The 18,226-nt window shown below is 36.1% G+C and carries 15 protein-coding genes and 1 riboswitch; of the genes, 9 read left to right on the plus strand and 6 right to left on the minus strand.

What is annotated here, in order from left to right:
• Nucleotides 1–11: 11 nt before the first annotated feature.
• The gene (locus ACQVD9_RS14035; protein WP_201093878.1) at nucleotides 12–665 is read right to left on the minus strand and encodes a response regulator; all 654 of its coding nucleotides are present in this window, start codon (nucleotides 663–665) and stop codon (nucleotides 12–14) included.
• Nucleotides 666–790: 125 nt separating this feature from the next.
• Between ACQVD9_RS14035 and ACQVD9_RS14040 the strand changes: the two genes are divergently transcribed.
• Nucleotides 791–1,696 (plus strand): DMT family transporter, encoded by a 906-nt coding sequence (locus ACQVD9_RS14040; protein ID WP_264746558.1) that lies wholly within the window; start codon nucleotides 791–793, stop codon nucleotides 1,694–1,696.
• Here the strand turns inward: ACQVD9_RS14040 and ACQVD9_RS14045 are convergent.
• The 3 genes from ACQVD9_RS14045 to ACQVD9_RS14055 form a co-directional block, all read right to left on the minus strand.
• Nucleotides 1,693–2,418: a tRNA-uridine aminocarboxypropyltransferase gene (locus ACQVD9_RS14045; protein ID WP_264746559.1), complete on the minus strand. Its 726-nt coding sequence runs from the start codon at nucleotides 2,416–2,418 to the stop codon at nucleotides 1,693–1,695. The genes ACQVD9_RS14040 and ACQVD9_RS14045 overlap by 4 nt on opposite strands.
• Nucleotides 2,419–3,195: a hypothetical protein gene (locus tag ACQVD9_RS14050; RefSeq protein ID WP_264746560.1), complete on the minus strand. Its 777-nt coding sequence runs from the start codon at nucleotides 3,193–3,195 to the stop codon at nucleotides 2,419–2,421. It lies immediately after the preceding gene.
• A gap of 91 nt (nucleotides 3,196–3,286) precedes the next feature.
• Nucleotides 3,287–5,980, minus strand: a complete 2,694-nt coding sequence (locus ACQVD9_RS14055; protein ID WP_264746561.1) for a cation-transporting P-type ATPase — start codon at nucleotides 5,978–5,980, stop codon at nucleotides 3,287–3,289.
• Between the two features lie 260 nt (nucleotides 5,981–6,240).
• Nucleotides 6,241–6,341: riboswitch (TPP riboswitch) on the plus strand.
• Nucleotides 6,342–6,436: 95 nt separating this feature from the next.
• Here ACQVD9_RS14055 and thiC point away from each other — a divergent pair.
• The 6 genes from thiC to ACQVD9_RS14085 all read left to right on the plus strand — a co-directional run bounded on the left by thiC (nucleotide 6,437) and on the right by ACQVD9_RS14085 (nucleotide 13,947).
• Entirely contained in the window at nucleotides 6,437–8,317 is a 1,881-nt protein-coding gene (gene thiC, locus ACQVD9_RS14060; protein ID WP_413774166.1) for a phosphomethylpyrimidine synthase ThiC, read from the plus strand.
• Between the two features lie 297 nt (nucleotides 8,318–8,614).
• Nucleotides 8,615–9,259 (plus strand): oxygen-insensitive NAD(P)H nitroreductase, encoded by a 645-nt coding sequence (nfsB, locus tag ACQVD9_RS14065; protein ID WP_264746563.1) that lies wholly within the window; start codon nucleotides 8,615–8,617, stop codon nucleotides 9,257–9,259.
• 234 nt (nucleotides 9,260–9,493) lie between these two features.
• Nucleotides 9,494–11,734 (plus strand): TonB-dependent receptor, encoded by a 2,241-nt coding sequence (locus ACQVD9_RS14070; protein ID WP_264746564.1) that lies wholly within the window; start codon nucleotides 9,494–9,496, stop codon nucleotides 11,732–11,734.
• Nucleotides 11,735–11,740: 6 nt separating this feature from the next.
• A complete protein-coding gene (locus ACQVD9_RS14075; protein WP_264746565.1) occupies nucleotides 11,741–12,040 on the plus strand; it encodes a hypothetical protein in 300 nt (99 codons plus the stop codon).
• Nucleotides 12,040–13,614: a PepSY-associated TM helix domain-containing protein gene (locus ACQVD9_RS14080; protein ID WP_264746566.1), complete on the plus strand. Its 1,575-nt coding sequence runs from the start codon at nucleotides 12,040–12,042 to the stop codon at nucleotides 13,612–13,614. Before ACQVD9_RS14075 ends, ACQVD9_RS14080 begins: the two co-directional genes overlap by 1 nt.
• A gap of 3 nt (nucleotides 13,615–13,617) precedes the next feature.
• Nucleotides 13,618–13,947: a DUF3325 family protein gene (locus tag ACQVD9_RS14085; protein ID WP_264746567.1), complete on the plus strand. Its 330-nt coding sequence runs from the start codon at nucleotides 13,618–13,620 to the stop codon at nucleotides 13,945–13,947.
• A 117-nt stretch (nucleotides 13,948–14,064) separates the two neighbouring features.
• Here the strand turns inward: ACQVD9_RS14085 and pyrE are convergent, their stop codons facing one another.
• A complete protein-coding gene (gene pyrE, locus ACQVD9_RS14090; RefSeq protein WP_264746568.1) occupies nucleotides 14,065–14,706 on the minus strand; it encodes an orotate phosphoribosyltransferase in 642 nt (213 codons plus the stop codon).
• A 396-nt stretch (nucleotides 14,707–15,102) separates the two neighbouring features.
• On the opposite strand from pyrE, the gene ACQVD9_RS14095 reads away from it, so the two are divergent.
• Together ACQVD9_RS14095 and pabB are read left to right on the plus strand one after the other, a co-directional pair.
• Nucleotides 15,103–15,882: an exodeoxyribonuclease III gene (locus ACQVD9_RS14095; RefSeq protein ID WP_264746569.1), complete on the plus strand. Its 780-nt coding sequence runs from the start codon at nucleotides 15,103–15,105 to the stop codon at nucleotides 15,880–15,882.
• Nucleotides 15,883–15,891: 9 nt separating this feature from the next.
• A complete protein-coding gene (gene pabB, locus ACQVD9_RS14100) occupies nucleotides 15,892–17,598 on the plus strand; it encodes an aminodeoxychorismate synthase component I (protein ID WP_264746570.1) in 1,707 nt (568 codons plus the stop codon).
• Here pabB and ACQVD9_RS14105 read toward each other — a convergent pair.
• Entirely contained in the window at nucleotides 17,590–18,144 is a 555-nt protein-coding gene (locus tag ACQVD9_RS14105; protein ID WP_264746571.1) for a GNAT family N-acetyltransferase, read from the minus strand. The two genes, pabB and ACQVD9_RS14105, sit on opposite strands and share 9 nt — an antisense overlap.
• Nucleotides 18,145–18,226 lie beyond the last annotated feature (82 nt).

An 18,226-nucleotide genomic window follows, 5' to 3' on the forward strand; every position in this document is an offset into this window, starting at 1 on the left:
AATACACATTCTTATTTAGATTGTGCTAACGATTCCATATGTTGTAATAATAAAGCTGCCTGAGTACGTGTACGCACTCCCAACTTACGAAATATGGCTGTAATATGTGCTTTAACTGTTGCTTCTGATACATCTAGGTCATAAGCAATTTGCTTATTCAACAAGCCATCACACACCATCGTTAATACTCTAAACTGCTGAGGAGTTAAACTAGCTAGTTTCGCACTAGTTTCTTTAGCTTCCTCTTCCATACCATCATCAGTATTTTCAGGGTAAGGCCACCATGTGTCACCATCTAATACTTGTTGAATTGCCTTTTGAATAGTTTCTAAAGGGCTAGATTTAGGAATAAAGCCAACTGCACCAAACTCTCTAGAGCGGTTAACAATAGAAGGTTCTTCTTGGGCAGAAATAATAACTACAGGGATTTTAGGATATTGGCCACGCAACAATACCAATCCAGAAAAACCATAAGCACCTGGCATATTTAGATCGAGTAACACTAAATCCCAATCCGACTTATCCGTTAAACTTTTTTCTAAATTAGAAATAGTATCCACTTCCACCAATTTAGTATCAGAGCCCAAGCCTAACACTAGTGTATGACGAAGGGCATTTCTAAACAGCGGATGATCATCTGCAATTAAGATATCATATTTATTCACGTGCTATCTTCCTATATTTTAATTATGATTACTGACTATACAATTTAACTATATTTTCTCAAATAACACTAGCGAATCATCATATTTTCAGGCAAAGTTATTGGTTTTTGTATCAATGGAACATCATGCAAACTGCTATAATCCGTGCCAACATTCTAATGTTAATCACTGCCATGATCTGGGGAAGCACGTTCCTCGGACAAAATGTCGCAATGAACTACATGGGCGCGCTTACCTTTTCAGGAGTACGTTTTCTATTAGGCACTTTTGCACTACTGCCTATTATCTTCTTTTATTTAAGAAAAAATAAACTTACTTTATTACAAATATTTTCTAAAAGGACTATCGCAGGTGGCATCGTATTAGGAATTATATTAACTATAGGCATCAACTTACAACAGATAGGTATTAAATACACTACTATTACTAACTCTGGATTTATTACTGGCCTTTATGTCATTCTGGTTCCTATCCTTGGTTTAATCATTGGTCAAAGAACTGGATTAGGTACATGGATTGGTGCCGTATTAGCCGTTATTGGCATGGCTCTTCTTACATTAACAGATCACCTTACCATCAGTTTTGGGGATTTAATTACCCTAATCAGTGCATTTGCATGGGGGCTTCATGTACTAAGCGCTGGTTTTCTAGTAAGTCGTTATGATCCTATCGCAGTGGCTTTTATGCAATGTTTAGTCTGCTCGATACTTAGTTTATTACTAGCAGCGCCATTAGAAGGACTACAAATCAGCTTTGCTCAACCAGCACTACTGGCTATTTTCTTTACAGGGATTGTTTCGGTGGCTATTAGTTTTACATTACAACTCATTGCTCAGAAAGATGCTGTTCCCTCACATGCGGCTGTTATTTTATCATTAGAAGCGGTATTTGCTGCTATTTGTGGCGCTATATTCTTAGACGAATCACTAACAACACGAGGCTATATTGGATGTATGTTTATGTTTGTAGGAATTATTATTGCGCAAATCTGGCCAACAAAAAAACAACCATCATTACCAGTTAATAACTAAAGATCCATTTGATATGTTAATGCTTGCTGATGTAATACATCATCTACATTAACTTTTCGGCACTCTCGGGCTGCCAGATAATGTTGCGTAAAAAGGTCCAACCATGTATTTAGTGCTGAAGCTGCTAGATTTTCATCGGCTAACTCCAAACAAAGTGCAGCCACCTCTGCGGTACATAAATGCATGTTATTAGTAGAGCGTCGTAATTGATAACGTGAGTATTGTTCAGGCGTTAAACTCAATACAGGCAAACTATCCAAATAAGGGCTTTTACGAAACATTTTCCTAGCTTCGGGCCAAGTACCATCTAATAAAATAAATAATGGTTTTTTTGTTGTTTTTATTAGCTGATGATTAACTCGCTCTGATTGTGCATACTCACCAGGAAACACAATATAAGGCTGCCAACTATCATCTTTCAGTAAGTCTTTAACTGCCTGCATATCACCTACCCTAGTCCAACTAAAAGCATGTGTATCTTTTACAATATCAGCAATTAACCAACCTGTATTACTGGGTTTAAATGGTTCACTATCATACATCAATAAACAAACACCTACTGATGTATTAACTTTAGGCTGCCAATTACAAATACAGTAGTTTTCATCAAGTCTACAACGCTCACAACGCTTAACCTGATGTCCCCTTGCTAAAAAAGGACGTGTACTACTTGCTTGCCGAATAGCACGTAATTTAGCTACCGCATGAGGATATTCTGTCATTTAATAAGGGGAACGATTATCAAGCTGTTGTTGCATTTTTTGTAGCTGGCTATCTACTTTATTTTGTAATGCTTCTAATTGCTGTTTACTATCGTTATTAGTAGAAACATTATCTAACTGACTACGTAATAATAACAAATCATCCTGCACACTTTTCAGTGTTTGCGATACATTTTGTTTTTTCAGTCCATCAACATCACTGCTTAAACTAATGATAGCTGGTTGTATCTTTTTAAGCTCAGCTATTTCATTTTGTAGTTGCTTTACTTGCTCTGTTTGATTAGTAGCCTTACCTAACACAGCTAATTGCTCTTCTAATTTAGCTAAACGTTTTTCTTGAGCCTCTTGTTTAGTGGTAATTGTCTGTTGTGCTTCTAAAATCCGATTTAATTGATTAACTAATTGTTTATTTTGCGCACGAATATTTTCAAGCTGATTTTTAGTCACTGTTTGTTGATTATTCACTTGTTCTGTAATAGCCTGTAATCGACCCGTATTATTTTCTGTAATTGCAGATGTTGTATGTGTTTTCTCATCTAATTGGTATCGCACATCATCGGCTGCTTGTTTAAACACCCAAAACAATACAACCATGCCTATAGAATAGACAACAAACAAAAACAACAGCATATAAACAACAGTTCTATTAGATAATCTAGACAGCTTTGTACTCCTTGCTCTATCGCGTGAGGCATGATCAGCATTCTCTAACTGGTCATGTTCATCCAACGTTAAACTTGGTACATCAATAGGTTCATCTTTAAGATCATTACGCATAAATCACTTCAAAACTGCAAAAATTACAAGGTGGTTTAGTATACTCTAGTTAAATAAATAAAAAATACTTAGCTAATAATGTGTAATAAAATTATCTTGATTTAAAACGACTCATAATAAACTTCTCCAGTTCAATAATGATAAAAATCACCACACTAAATAGCAAAATAATTCCCCAGTATAATAGAGGTAATGGTTCTGTTGAAAAAATCCGATTCATAAAGGGTAAATAAGTAATTGCCAGCTGCAATACAATCAATGCACCCGTCGCTCCCCAAAGCCATTTATTTTGAAAAATAGTCTTATCAAAAGGAAATTTTGTTTGGAAACGGCAATTAAACATATATACCCACTGCCCTGCAACCAACGTCTGTAAAATTATGGTACGAACAAGGTTCACATTATCATATTTACTTGCCAAATAACTTTCTAAAATAAAGGCACTTGTTGCCAATAAAATACCCACAAAAATGATTCGCCAAATTGCATAACCATCCAAAATAGAAGCTTTAGCATTACGTGGTGGACGGGACATGACATTAGACTCAGCCAACTCAGCTGCCAACCCAAATGATAGTGTTATGGAGGTAGCCATATTCATCCATAAGATTTGTAAAGGTGTTAATGGGATTCCCATCCCCAATATAATAGCTATAACAACAATTAATCCCTGTGCAAGGTTACTTGGTAAAATAAAATAGGTTGTTTTCTTAAGGTTATCATATACTCTCCGCCCTTCTTTAACAGCGTTAGCAATAGTGGCAAAATTATCATCCGCCAGCACCATATCAGCAGCTTCTTTAGTAACCGTAGTTCCCTTGATCCCCATAGCTATGCCAACTTCGGCTTGTTTAAGTGCAGGCGCATCATTAACTCCATCTCCTGTCATGCCTACTATCTCATGACTGGCCTGCAATGCTCGTACTAAACGTAGTTTATGCTCAGGGCTGGTACGGGCAAATACGTCATACTGTTTGGCAACAGGTATCAAAGCTTGATCGTCTATTTGCTCTAGCTCTTGTCCAGTAATAACATCCTTACCATTACCTATATTTAACATTGAACCAATAGCCATTGCTGTTTCTGGATGGTCACCCGTAATCATTTTGACCTTTATACCTGCGCTCTGACATTGCCTAATTGCTTCAATAGCTTCAGAGCGAGGAGGATCCATAATTCCTGCAATACCAAGAAATACCATCCTTTCTTGTACATGACTGTGTTCTAACTTAACCACTGGTTCTGCTTGTTCTTTATAGGCTACACCTAACATACGCAACCCTCTACGGGCATACATAGCTATTTCTTTATCCCAGTAATCTTGATTAAAACTTTCCGTACCATGTGCTGTTAATTGTTTATCACACAATTTAAACAATACATCAGGTGCCCCTGTTAGAAAGATAAATGTTTTATCATCTATTTGATTACAGGTAGACATATATTTATATAATGAATCAAAAGGTATTTTACTAATCCTTTCATCCTCTACTTCAATACCTGATTTAATCGCTAATACTTTTAAAGCTGCCTCTGTTGGACCACCAATAATATGCCATTGCCCACTGCTATCTTGATTAAGCTCACTGTCATTACATAACAGAGCAGCCTGTAAAAAACGACTTAATAAAATGTCTTGGTTAAGATCAACTTGTTGCAATGATGCTTCATTAAAAATATCACCCACAGGTTCATAGCCATTACCTGTTACTTGATATTCGGCATCAGCTAAAATAATATTTTCCACCACCATTTCATTCATGGTGAGCGTACCTGTTTTATCAGAACAGATAACAGTCATCGCACCTAAAGTTTCTACTGTAGGAATTTTGCGGATAATGGCCTTTTTACGTGCCATATTTTGTACACCAATCGATAAAATAATCGAAATAATAGCAGGTAAGCCCTCAGGAACAGCAGCCACCGCCAAGCTAATAAGCGCAATTAACAATTCACCTAATGAAATATCGTGTAGGAAATAACCAAAAACAAAAAGGATGGCAATAAGCCCTACTATCGCATAAAGAATATTTCTCGCTAACTGATCCATTTGCTGTAACAATGGTGTACGTAAACTTGTTGTTTCATCCATCATGCGATTGATTAAACCAAGTTGAGTATGACTACCTGTTGCCACAACAATACCTATAGCTGTACCGGCACTGACTGTAGTACCAGAAAAAGCCATATTTAATTGATCGCCTAATAAGGACTCTTTTTCTATAAGATCAGTTTGTTTAGTTATCGCTATAGACTCTCCTGTCAAAATAGCTTCTTCAACCTGTAAGTTATGCACATCAACTAAACGTAAATCAGCAGGAATTTTCACACCAGGTTTTAAAGAGACAATATCACCAGGCACTAACTCCATTGCATCGATTTCTTGAACAACACCGCCACGAATCACTGTTGCGGTATTAGATAACATCCCTTGAATACTTTTTAATGACTGCTCAGCACTATTTTCCTGAATAAACCCAATCAATGCATTAATAACGGTCACGCCAAGAATAACAGCCGTATCAACCCAATGCCCCATAACAGATGTAATAACAGCGGCCACCAATAAAATATAAATTAAAGTATCATTAAAATGAGCTAAAAAGCGCAGTAGTGGATGCTTAGATTTTTTTTCTGGTAAAGTATTTTTACCGTACTCCTGTAATAAATCATCGACTTGACTTATAGCTAAGCCTTGTTTTGATGTATTGAGTCGTTTGACTACTTCTTCCGTTTCGAGTTGATACCAAGCCTTATCAGTATTTTGTTGTGTCATTTTGTTCATAAATACCAATCTTTCCAGCACTATATTAATGCTTAAATTATACGTTTTTTACAACTTAACACATTTAATTTATTAATTATATTAATCATTGCGCTAATAACTTATTGTATTAATAGGTAAAATCTATCTTACAAATTGTAACCCTATATGTAACATTACAACACCTTAATCAATTAACTTCGCTATGAGTACTACTAAAATCAAATATCCAATAACAGCTAAAGCTATTGATTAATAAATTCAAGTCTGTAAACTTATAAATACTCTTGTCGGGGCGCCTTATGGCTGAGATTGGCAGTTGCCTTGTCCCGTTGAACCTGATCAGGTTAATACCTGCGTAGGGAACAAGTGAATACAACTATATGGATTTATTCAATCTATTGGTTTGTATACATGCCTTGCTCACTCTTCAGGTTCACCTCCGTGATTAACAATAAACTATAGGTGGTGACCATTATGCAAAAAACATCTCTAAACCCTTTAAGTCAATCAGCTCAAGTTGATAGTAACTCAGTACAACCTTTTCCCAACTCACAAAAAATATATGTACAGGGTTCAAAAGCAGATATTCAAGTACCTATGAGAGAAATCTCTGTAGCTGAAACACCTACTTCACTAGGTAATGAATACAATCCACCAGTTACTGTTTATGATACTTCAGGCCCCTATACTGATCCCAATATTACTATAGATATTCGTAAAGGATTAGCGGATATTCGCTCAACATGGCTAGAGCGTCGTCAAGATACGGAGCAACTGACCTCCCTTAGCTCACAATTTAGTCAACAACGATTAGCCAATGCTGAGTTACAAGCTATGCGCTTTGGACTAACTCATACACCAAGAAAAGCTAAGTCAGGCCAAAATGTAACTCAAATGCACTATGCTCGAAAAGGTATTATCACCGATGAAATGGAGTATGTAGCTATTCGAGAAAATTTAAAACTGCAACAACAATTAGAAGCAGGCGTTTATAATAATCAACATGCAGGACAAAGTTTTGGTGCCAGCATACCAAAACAAATCACTCCAGAATTTGTTCGCCAAGAAATTGCTAGGGGTAGAGCGATTATTCCCGCCAATATTAACCATGTTGAATTAGAACCAATGATTATTGGTCGTAATTTTTTAGTAAAAATTAACGGCAATATTGGTAATAGTGCATTAGGCTCTTCCATTGAAGAAGAAGTAGCCAAACTAACATGGGGGATTCGTTGGGGTGCAGACACCATTATGGATCTCTCCACAGGTAAATATATTCATGAGACCCGTGAGTGGATTATTCGCAATAGCCCAGTACCTATTGGTACAGTACCAATCTATCAAGCTTTAGAAAAAGTAGGCGGCATAGCAGAAGATTTAACATGGGAATTATTTAGAGACACCTTAATTGAACAAGCAGAACAAGGTGTTGATTACTTTACAATCCATGCAGGTTTAAGGTTACATCATATTCCGCTAACAGCAAAACGTTTAACAGGTATTGTCTCCCGTGGTGGTTCTATTATGGCAAAATGGTGTCTTGCTCACCATCAAGAGAACTTCCTGCATACACACTTTGAAGATATCTGTGAGATTATGAAAGCCTATGATGTTAGCTTCTCCTTAGGTGATGGTTTACGCCCTGGCTCTGTAGCGGATGCTAATGATGCAGCACAATTTGGTGAGCTAGAAACACTAGGCGAATTAACCAAAATTGCATGGCAACACGATATACAAACCATTATCGAAGGCCCTGGCCATATTCCTATGCATTTAATTAAAGAAAATATGGATAAACAACTAGCCTGTTGTGATGAAGCACCCTTTTATACCTTGGGTCCACTAGTTACTGATATTGCGCCAGCTTATGATCATATTACCTCTGGTATTGGTGCAGCGATGATTGGTTGGTATGGTTGCGCTATGCTTTGTTATGTCACCCCTAAAGAACACTTAGGACTACCCAATAAAGAAGATGTAAAAACAGGTATTATCACTTATAAAATTGCTGCACATGCCGCTGACTTAGCAAAAGGTCATCCTGGTGCACAAATAAGAGACAATGCACTATCTAAAGCTCGTTTTGAGTTCCGTTGGGAAGATCAGTTTAATTTAGGGTTAGATCCTGATACTGCTAGAAGCTTTCATGATGAAACACTACCCAAAGACTCTGCTAAGGTAGCTCATTTCTGTTCAATGTGCGGCCCTAAATTCTGCTCTATGAAAATCACTCAAGAAGTTCGTGATTATGCAGCTAAACAAGAAACAATTGCTGTAACAGAAATAGAACAGAAAATGCAGGAAAAATCTGCAGAGTTTAAACAACAAGGTGGCAAAATTTATTCAGAAATTTAATACACACCATTATGAAAGAGAGACTATAACGCTCTCTTTCATTCTATTAATCATTAGCGATTAAAACCATAAACAAACCTAAATTGAATAATGTAATCTCTGTAATTTTTTACAGTTATTTAATCCCTTATTTTTTGAAGTATTACAGCAATGATAATTGCCTATCTTGTCCATAAGAATTATCTTTTTTTACATTAATAGAAATATATTCAGTTCTAAATAATCTAAAAAGGTAATCTCTAGACTGTTATAATTTAGGTTTAACTATTTAATATCACTCACAATGAGGAGATAAAATTGAATATTGGTGAAATCTCAGCAAAACGCTTTACGACTAAACAGTATGATAGTAGTAAGAAAATCCCTGAAGATCAAGTAAAACAATTACTTACAGTGCTACGTAATAGTCCTTCTTCTGTAAACTCACAACCTTGGCATTTTTTTGTGATTAATAGCACAGAAGGCAAACAAAAAATCCTACCTGGCATTAGTGATTTTAATCATCCACGTATTACGGATGCTTCTCATGTAGTCGTATTCTGCGCAAAAACTCAAATGCCAGAAGAACACTTACAAACTATTTTAAATCAAGAAGATAAAGATGGTCGCTTTGCTAATGAAGAGATTAAAAAAGCTAATGATGGCGGTCGTCACTTCTTCGTAGGTCTGAATAATAACTCACCAGAGCAATTATTTAATTGGGAAAGCAAACAAGTTTATATTGCTTTAGGTAACTTAATGTTAGCAGCGGCCACCTTAGGTATAGATTCAACACCTATTGAAGGCTTTGATCAACAAAAACTAGATGAAGTATTAGGCTTAAAAGAAAAAGGGCTTTCTAGTGTAGTTGTAGCCAGCCTTGGTTATCATGCTACAGATGACTTTAATAGTAAATTACCTAAGTCTCGTCTCCCAGAAGAACAAATCTTCACCTTTATGTAATAACTAATAAGCCACTTTAAAAGTGGCTTATTATTCCTCTCATATATATCATTATTACCAACCTATCATTTATCTTTAAATGCCTTGCTAGCCTTAGCAAAAATAAAAATGCATGAATCTATTAATATTTTTATCGAAATGATACTCAATACCTATTGCAAATAATAATTTTTATCATTTAGAATGTGCGCTTTTTAATTACCATTCAAAATTCAAGGTAAGGTTACCCTTCGCATGTCTTGTATTCTCAATTCAGTAGCTATGCTTCAAAATAGCCCTATAAGAAAAGGAATTCTATTAGCAATCCTTATTCAGCCTCTCTTATGGGGAAGTATAGTTAAAGCTGAAGAACAGATAACACCATCAGAAAACTCAACAGACACAACTGAAGATACCTTACAAATGGATACTTTTACAATTAGTGCAGATGCTTCTTCTCGAGGTTTAAGCGAAGCCTATTCAGGTGGACAAGTAGCCCGTGGTGCTCGTATGGGCATTTTGGGGAATCAAGATATGATGGATTCTTCATTTGTAAGCACTGCCTATACCTCTAAAATGATTCAAGATACACAAGCACGCAGTATTGCTGATGTGGTACGTAATGATCCTAGCGTACAAGTGGCGCGAGGCTTTGGTAACTTTCAAGAAGTATATGTAATACGTGGTTTTCCTATTTATTCAGACGATATGATGTATAACGGACTATACGGCATTTTACCCCGCCAATATGTAGCCACTGAACTGGTAGAAAGAGTTGAAGTATTCCGTGGTGCTAATGCTTTCTTAAATGGAGCAGCGCCAGGTGGAAGTGGTATTGGTGGTGCGATTAATTTATTACCTAAAAGAGCAAGTAATGAGCCATTAACCAGATTATCCTCTGGTATTGAGAATGGTGGTCAGTGGTATACCGCTACGGACATTAGTAGACGTTTTGGTGATGAGCAACAATTAGGTATTAGGTTAAACGCCGCTCGCCACAAAGGTGAAACCAGCATTGAAGATGAATATCGTAAACTTGATGTATTTTCACTAGGATTAGATTATCGAATTGATAATATTAGACTTTCCAGTGATTTTGGTTATCAAGATCAACGGTTAGATGATCCTCGCCCTAGTGTAACACCAACAGGTAATGGTGTTCCCAGCGTGCCGAACACCAAAGATAACTTTGCACAACCTTGGACTTACTCTATGGAGCGCCAGACATTCGGTACTTTCCGCGGAGAGTGGGATTTACTAGATAATGTTACAGCTTGGGCGGCAGTGGGCATGCGTAAAGGGACTGAGCACAGTATTTTATCAGGTCCAACTGCCCAAGAAGATGGTTCATTTACGGCTAGACGCTCCTCTTTCAGTCGTGAAGATACTGTATTTTCAGGAGACATGGGATTGATGGGTAACTTTATGACAGGCCCTATTTCCCATCAATGGGCTGTCTCCCACAATCGTTATAACTTACGCTCCCGCAATGCTTATGCTTGGTCATCCTCATCTATCACAGGTAATATCTATAATCCTATTGGAAGTAGTATGCCTACAGATAACTCTATTGTTGGTGGTGACCTTTCATCTCCCCATGTTACTGATCGTACAGAGATGATGAGTACAGCCATAGTGGATACATTAGGTTTCTTTGATGATCAATTTTTGGTTACTGTAGGTGCTCGTCGTCAAAACTTAAATGTAAAGAGCTATAACTATAATACAGGTGATAGAGCTTCATCTTATGATGAAAGCGTTACTACACCTATGTATGGTGTAGTGTACAAATTTAACTCTGAAATTTCTTTATACGCCAACCATATTGAAGGTTTAACTAAGGGCGATGTTGCCCCTTCAGTTAGTAGTGGTACCCCAGTTGTTAATGCTGGTGAGGCATTAGCGCCTTACCGTTCCAGACAAACTGAGTTTGGTGTTAAATATGATGGTGGCAATATAGGCGGTAGTTTATCTTTCTTCACTACCAAAAAACCTTTTAGCATGGTTAAAGACAGCTATTTTACAGCAGGTGGCAAACAGCGTAATAGAGGTGTTGAGTTAATGCTGTTTGGTGAGCCAGTAGAAGGCGTTAGATTATTAGGTGGTATTACGTATATAGAAGCCAAGCAAATTAAAGTAGCGGATGATACGTCTAAAAATAAAAAGGCAATTGGTGTTCCTAAATATCGAGCTAATTTAAATGCTGAATGGGATATTCCTTTTGTTGAAGGGTTAGCTGTTAATAGTCAGCTGATGTATACCGATAAACAATATGTTAATGCAACCAATACATTACACGTTCCTTCATGGACAAGAATGGATTTAGGTGCACGTTATCAAATGAATATAGGTAAACAAAAAATAACCCTAAGAGGCAAAGTAGAGAATATTGCAAACCGCAAATACTGGGCATCAGTAGGCGGTTATGCAGGTGCGAACTATCTAACGATGGGTAATCCTCGTACTTACATGCTTTCAGTTGATGTAGATTTTTAATCACCTATGAGAATACACCAACAAAGCTTAACAAAGTATCGTATAGCAGTAGCCATTAGATGTTTAATTGCTATTGCTGGAGGCTATGCATTAGCTGCTACAAGCAATATTTTTCTTGCATTATATCTGCCATTTACACCGTCAGAAGCAGTCATAACCGCTAACTTATTATGTCTAGTTATTCTTTGTATAGCTGTTTGCTGGGTATTTAGTGTTGATAAGAATTGGAAAGCATTGTTAGGTGTACTGTTACCCACCCTATTATGTTTGTTATTTAATGGCCTTCATCAAGCAGGTAGTGTTTAATGAAAGAGGGTTTTAGACAATCACAAGCATGGTTACATACATGGTCTGGCCTAATAGTAGGTTGGCTATTGTTTATGATCTTTGCTACAGGAACACTTAGCTTTTTTCGAGAGGAAATTACTTATTGGATGCAACCCGAATTACATTCAGTATCATTACCTAAAGATGAAAATCAAGCTGTTATATTAGAAAGAGTTTTTAGGCAACTCTCGCCTAAAATAGAAGATGCTTCTTTTTTAGCCATTACCTTACCATCAGACCGTAATCCCACCTTAAAAGTTAATTGGTTTGCCGCTAGACAACGAGGCAATTTAGTATTTGATCCAAATACAGGTAATGTTATTAAACCAAGAGCAACGGTGGGAGGTAATTTTTATTACCGCATGCATTATCAACTGTGGTATCTATCCCCTTTTACAGGGCGTATTATTATTTGTGTTGTCACACTCTGCATGTTAATTGCACTTATCACAGGTATTATTACGCATAAAAAAATATTTAAAGATTTCTTTGTACTACGTACCCATAAAGGCCAGCGCTCTTGGTTAGACGGCCATATTATTAGTGGCGTAATAGCGTTACCTTTTCATTTAATGATAACCTTTAGTGGGTTAATTATTTTAATTGGCTTCTTTATGCCATGGGGTAACGATGCAGTCTACGGACAACAGCGAGGTAAAATATATCAAGAAGCATTTAATATCCCAGACTTTGGTGAGCGAGCCAGTGGTATTAAACAGTCTATGCCATCAATTAGCTCCCTGCTTGAGCAATTTAATAAAGTATATCCAAACCAACAACTTAGCTTTATAACAATTTACCGCCCCAATCAAACCAATAGTAAAATTGTACTAACAACTGATATTGCAAATACTATCAATCCAAAGGGTTTGGTTTTTAACAACCAAGGTGAAATAGTTACTGAAGTCAACGCCAATGGACCAGCAGCAGCTACTCAAAATACGCTCAGCTCACTTCATCGTGGTCACTTTGCTAATTATGGATTACGTTGGCTATATTTTTTATCAGGTATTGCAGGCTGTTTTATGACGGCCAGTGGCTTAATTTTATGGTTTATCAAAAAACAAGCAAGATTGAAAAAAACATCCCCTAACAAACAACCTTTTAGCCATCGTTTAGTACAAATACTAAATGTTACAACTATAGCTGGCTTATGTGTTGCATTACCTAGTGTACTGTTAACCAATCGTTTACTACCTACTATGCTAGAACACCGTCAAAGATGGGAAGCACATATTTTTTTCATTATATGGGGACTCACATTACTCTATAGTATTATCCGCCCCTATAAAAAAGCATGGTATGAACTTTTTGCATTAGCTACTATAACTTGTTTAGCCATTCCTATTATTAATTCCCTAACGACTAAAGATTCATTATTTCAATCTATCACTCAAGGTAATTGGCAACTAGCCAGTGTTGAATTAATAGCTATCACTTTTGCTCTATTATTTGCATGGTTAAGTTATATGATCTTTCATCACAACTATCACCCTAAAAATCATAAAGTGAATTCTAATGCCCAACTTCAACAACTTGTGATGGATAAATAAAAAATGATTATTATGTTATTTTTAATTATTTTTTTTGGGCTTAGCTATCTCTGTATGGGAATTAAAAAGCATTATGCACAAGCCCTAGCTATTACTTTGTACCACAATAATATCATCGCTATTATCTTTGGCTCTTTGCTATTAGTTATCGCTTTTTTCGTTGCCATTAAACAATTAGGTGCTGGCATTGGTATTGTCTATTACCTAGGCTTAATAACATTGACCCATTTATTAGTGATTATGTTAATCTACTACTTTCCCAAGCAACTCAGCAAAATCACTGGATTTTATTGGCTCTTTAGGCAACACCCTACACCGAGCCATAAATCGTAATTAATTATTTTAATAAATAACTAATAATAAAAAAGCCCTATAAAATTACTTTTATAAGGCTGTATATTTTTAGTTTTATAATAATTTCTAATATTATCAATAGTTAATTATTATAAATCATACACCATATTCTTCACGGTATTTTTTAACTGATGGCAAATACTCTTTAAGTGTCTTATCTTCACTTAAATATTCTAAAATCATATCTAAAGTAACAATACTTAAAACAGGCATTCTAAAATCATTTTCAATTTCTTGAATAGCTGATAACTCACCTTTACCGCGCTCTTGGCGGTCTAAAGCAATAATAACACCTGCTGTAATCGCTTTTTCAGCTTTAACAATCTGCATTACTTCACGAATGGCTGTGCCTGCTGTCATTACATCATCGATGATTAATACATCACCCTTTAGAGGAGCGCCAACTAATACACCACCCTCACCATGATCTTTTGCTTCTTTACGATTAAAACACCAAGGATAATCTTGCTCATAATCTTCAGCTAACGAAATAGCTGTAGCTATTGCTAATGGTACGCCTTTATAGGCTGGGCCAAATAACACATCAAACTCTAAACCACTTTCTACAATAGCCGCTGCATAGAACTGCCCCAAACGAGAAATAGCTAAACCACTATTAAACAATCCTGCATTAAAAAAATAAGGACTAACTCGACCTGATTTTAAAGTAAACTCGCCAAACTTTAATACTCCTTGTTCTATAGCAAATTGAATAAAATCCCGCTGATAATCTTGCATGCTTCACCCGATAATAAAACCAATAATGACAAAAAATTTGTGCTATTTTAACGATAATTACAGTGATCGTCTTCGTTAATTCACAAAACTTGCCAACAATCAAATAAAAACCCTGTTAATCTTTTGTTTTCTTTGCAATTTACTCATATAAAGCATAAAATACGCGCCCTAGATGGATACTCATTGATACCCCCCAGCTATCGAGAAACATCTTTTGCTGTAAGATTTAAGCAATTGGTTTATTTTTTTAGATATCTTTTCTTTATTTCATATAACGATTGTACAACCTAATTTGCCCTAGAGCATAAATTAGGTTTATTTTGATGAATTTACCTAAAAAAATATACCTAACTAGAGTATTATACGCATTAGTTTTTGAAGAGGTTATTTTATATTATGCGAGTTGTTAGTGTTAATGTTAACGGTATTAGAGCTGCTACCGAACTAGGCTTATTTGACTGGCTCAGAGAGCAAGCTGCAGATGTTATTTGTTTGCAAGACACTCGTATAACTAACAGAGAGATGGAAGCGCCTGAGTTTCAATTAGAAGGTTTTAACCTATTCAGTTGTGATTCTTTTGAACCAGAAAAAGGTGGTGTTGCTATCTACTCTCGCTTGCAACCCAAAGCCGTGATTTTTGGTTTAGGTTTTCCAGAAGCCGATCATTTCGGTCGTTACTTACAATTAGATTTTGATAAAGTGAGTATTTCTTCTTTACTACTTCCTTTTGGACGTGAAAGTGAAGAACAACTTGACGAAAAATTCTCTTTTATGGAGAACTTTACAGAACACCTTATTAAACAAAGACGTAAACGTCGCGAATACATTTATTGTGCTTCTCTTTATATTGCTTATCAAAAATTGGATGTTAAAAACTGGCGTGATTGCCAATCACTACCAGGTTTCTTAACTGATGAACGCATTTGGTTAGATGATATCTTTGCAGACCTAGGCTATGTTGACGCAATGAGAGAACTTACTCGCGAAACAGATTTATTTAGTTGGTGGCCAGATAGTGAACAAGCTGAAGCCCTCAACTTTGGCTGGCGTTTCGACTACCAACTACTAACGCCTGGCTTACGTCGTATTGTTAGAAACTTTAACTTATCTCGTCAACCTCGTTTTTCACAACATGCGCCTTTAACAATAGATTATAACTGGACGCTTGAAATATAGGTTTTACTGTTGATTCATTTGCAGTTCGATTTTAATGGCAAAAGCTTAAACTTTTGCCATCCTCTACAAATTATTCAAACTCATCAACTTGATCAAGTTATTAGCTGTTTTCATCAGCTACAAACAGCTATTAAGCAAGGTTACTATATAGCGGGTTATGTCTCTTATGAGGCTGCCTCTGCATTTACTCCTTATTTAATGACTCATCCTAAAGGTGATATGCCTTTATTGTGGTTTGGAGTGTTCGAGAAACCTATTGAAAAAGCTCAACTCTTTACTCAATGTGCACTAACAACACCTAATTGGCGCATAGATACCTCTCGTAGCCATTATCAACAAGCTATTCAAACTATCCATAATGAAATTGGTAATGGCAATGTTTATCAAGTTAACTATACAGTTCGTTTAAACACAACTTTTAGCCCTACTGAAAGTTATGCTTACTATCAAAGAATTCACCATGCTCAACAAGCTAACTATAGCGCTTATTTAGATATGGGAGAATTTCAGCTGTTATCAGCCTCTCCAGAACTTTTCTTTCATTGGCATCAAGGTATTATTACCACCAAGCCTATGAAAGGAACGATTGCTAGAGGAAAAACAGTAACAGAAGATAAATTACAAACAGAAACCTTAGCTAATTCTGCTAAAGATCAAGCTGAAAATTTAATGATTGTAGATTTACTACGTAATGATCTAAGTAAAATAGCCCATTTAAACTCTATAGCCGTACCACAATTATTTACTATTGAGAAATACCCTACTGTGCTACAAATGACTTCCACCATTACAGCACAAACAAAACCTAATACTACGTTACTTGATATATTTAAAGCACTATTTCCTTGTGGTTCAATCACAGGGGCGCCTAAAACCAGTGCAATGGATGTTATCAAACAATTAGAAACTACTGCTAGAGAAGCTTATTGTGGGGCAATAGGTTTTGTAACACCAGACAATGAGGCCACTTTTAATGTAGCTATCCGTACTATAAAAGTAGATACCAACAAAAAAATTGCTAGTTATGGTGTGGGTGGAGGAATTACTTGGGACTCCACTGAAGGAAATGAATACCAAGAAGTGCTCACTAAAGCAAAAGTATTAACCACTCAACATATTCCTAAACAATTATTAGAAAGTTTATTATTAGTAGATGGTAAATACCTCTTACTTTCACTGCATTTAAAGCGTTTAAAAGATTCAGCTAGTTACTTTAATTTTTCTTTTAGCTATCAACAGATAAAGCATCGTTTACAACAACTAGCCACACAATACGCTGATGGACAATATAAAGTACGACTATTATTAAATAATAACGGTCAAATTGATTGTGAAGCAGCCACTATCCACTTAGACCCTACTCCTCTACAAGCAAGTTGGTCAGATACTATTATGAATAGTCAAAATATTTTGCTTTATCATAAAACCACCAGTAGAGATTTTTTCCCAAAAGTGAAACCAGAATATGAATTTTTAATGACCAATGAAAAAGACGAAGTAACAGAGTTTGTTAATGGTAATCTGGTTATTCTAAGTAACGGAAAATGGCTAACTCCACCTGTTAGTAGTGGTTTATTAGCTGGCACTCTCAGACAATGGTTACTTAATAAAAAATATATATCTGAACAAATACTCTATAAAAAAGATATTCAACAAGCAGAACAAATACTCTTTATTAACAGTGTACGTGGTTCTAGAAAAGTAATCCTAAACTAAACTTTGCCATTTAGCTTTTGATAAACGATATAAGCAATGTCTGAGTAATGGCGAATCTGCTGGTAAAGCAGGATGATCAAATTCCTCCGAAAACTCAAACCCTAATTTTTTCATTACAGTTTGAGAGCGTTGATTTTGTAAGGTAGTAAAAGACACTATCTCATCTAGAGCTAACTCTTCAAAACCAAATTTCAATGCAGCTTGTGCTGCTTCTGGTGCATAACCATTCCCCCAATATTTAGAAGCTAGTCGCCAAGCCACTTCTACACAAGGTGAAAAAGGTAATTTTGCGCTAGGTTTATGTAGCCCAACAAAACCTATAAACTCACCAGTAGCTTTCAATTCAACAGCCCAAATTCCCCAGCCTTGTTCTTCAATAAGGCTACGACATTTATTAGCCATAGCATCACTTGCTACTTTATCTAATGTACTTGGGAAATATTCCATTACTTTTGGGTCTGCACTTAACTGGCTAAAAAATGGCTCATAATCTTTATCTTGCCATTGGCGTAATTTTAACCGTTTGGAAGTAAGCTCAATTAGCATTCTATATCCTTAATTTTTTGTTATTTATGGTAAGACTATCACTAACTTATCTTAACTGGCAAGAAGAGGTGTTCCTTTTTAG

This window comes from Entomomonas sp. E7T21 (assembly GCF_058693955.1).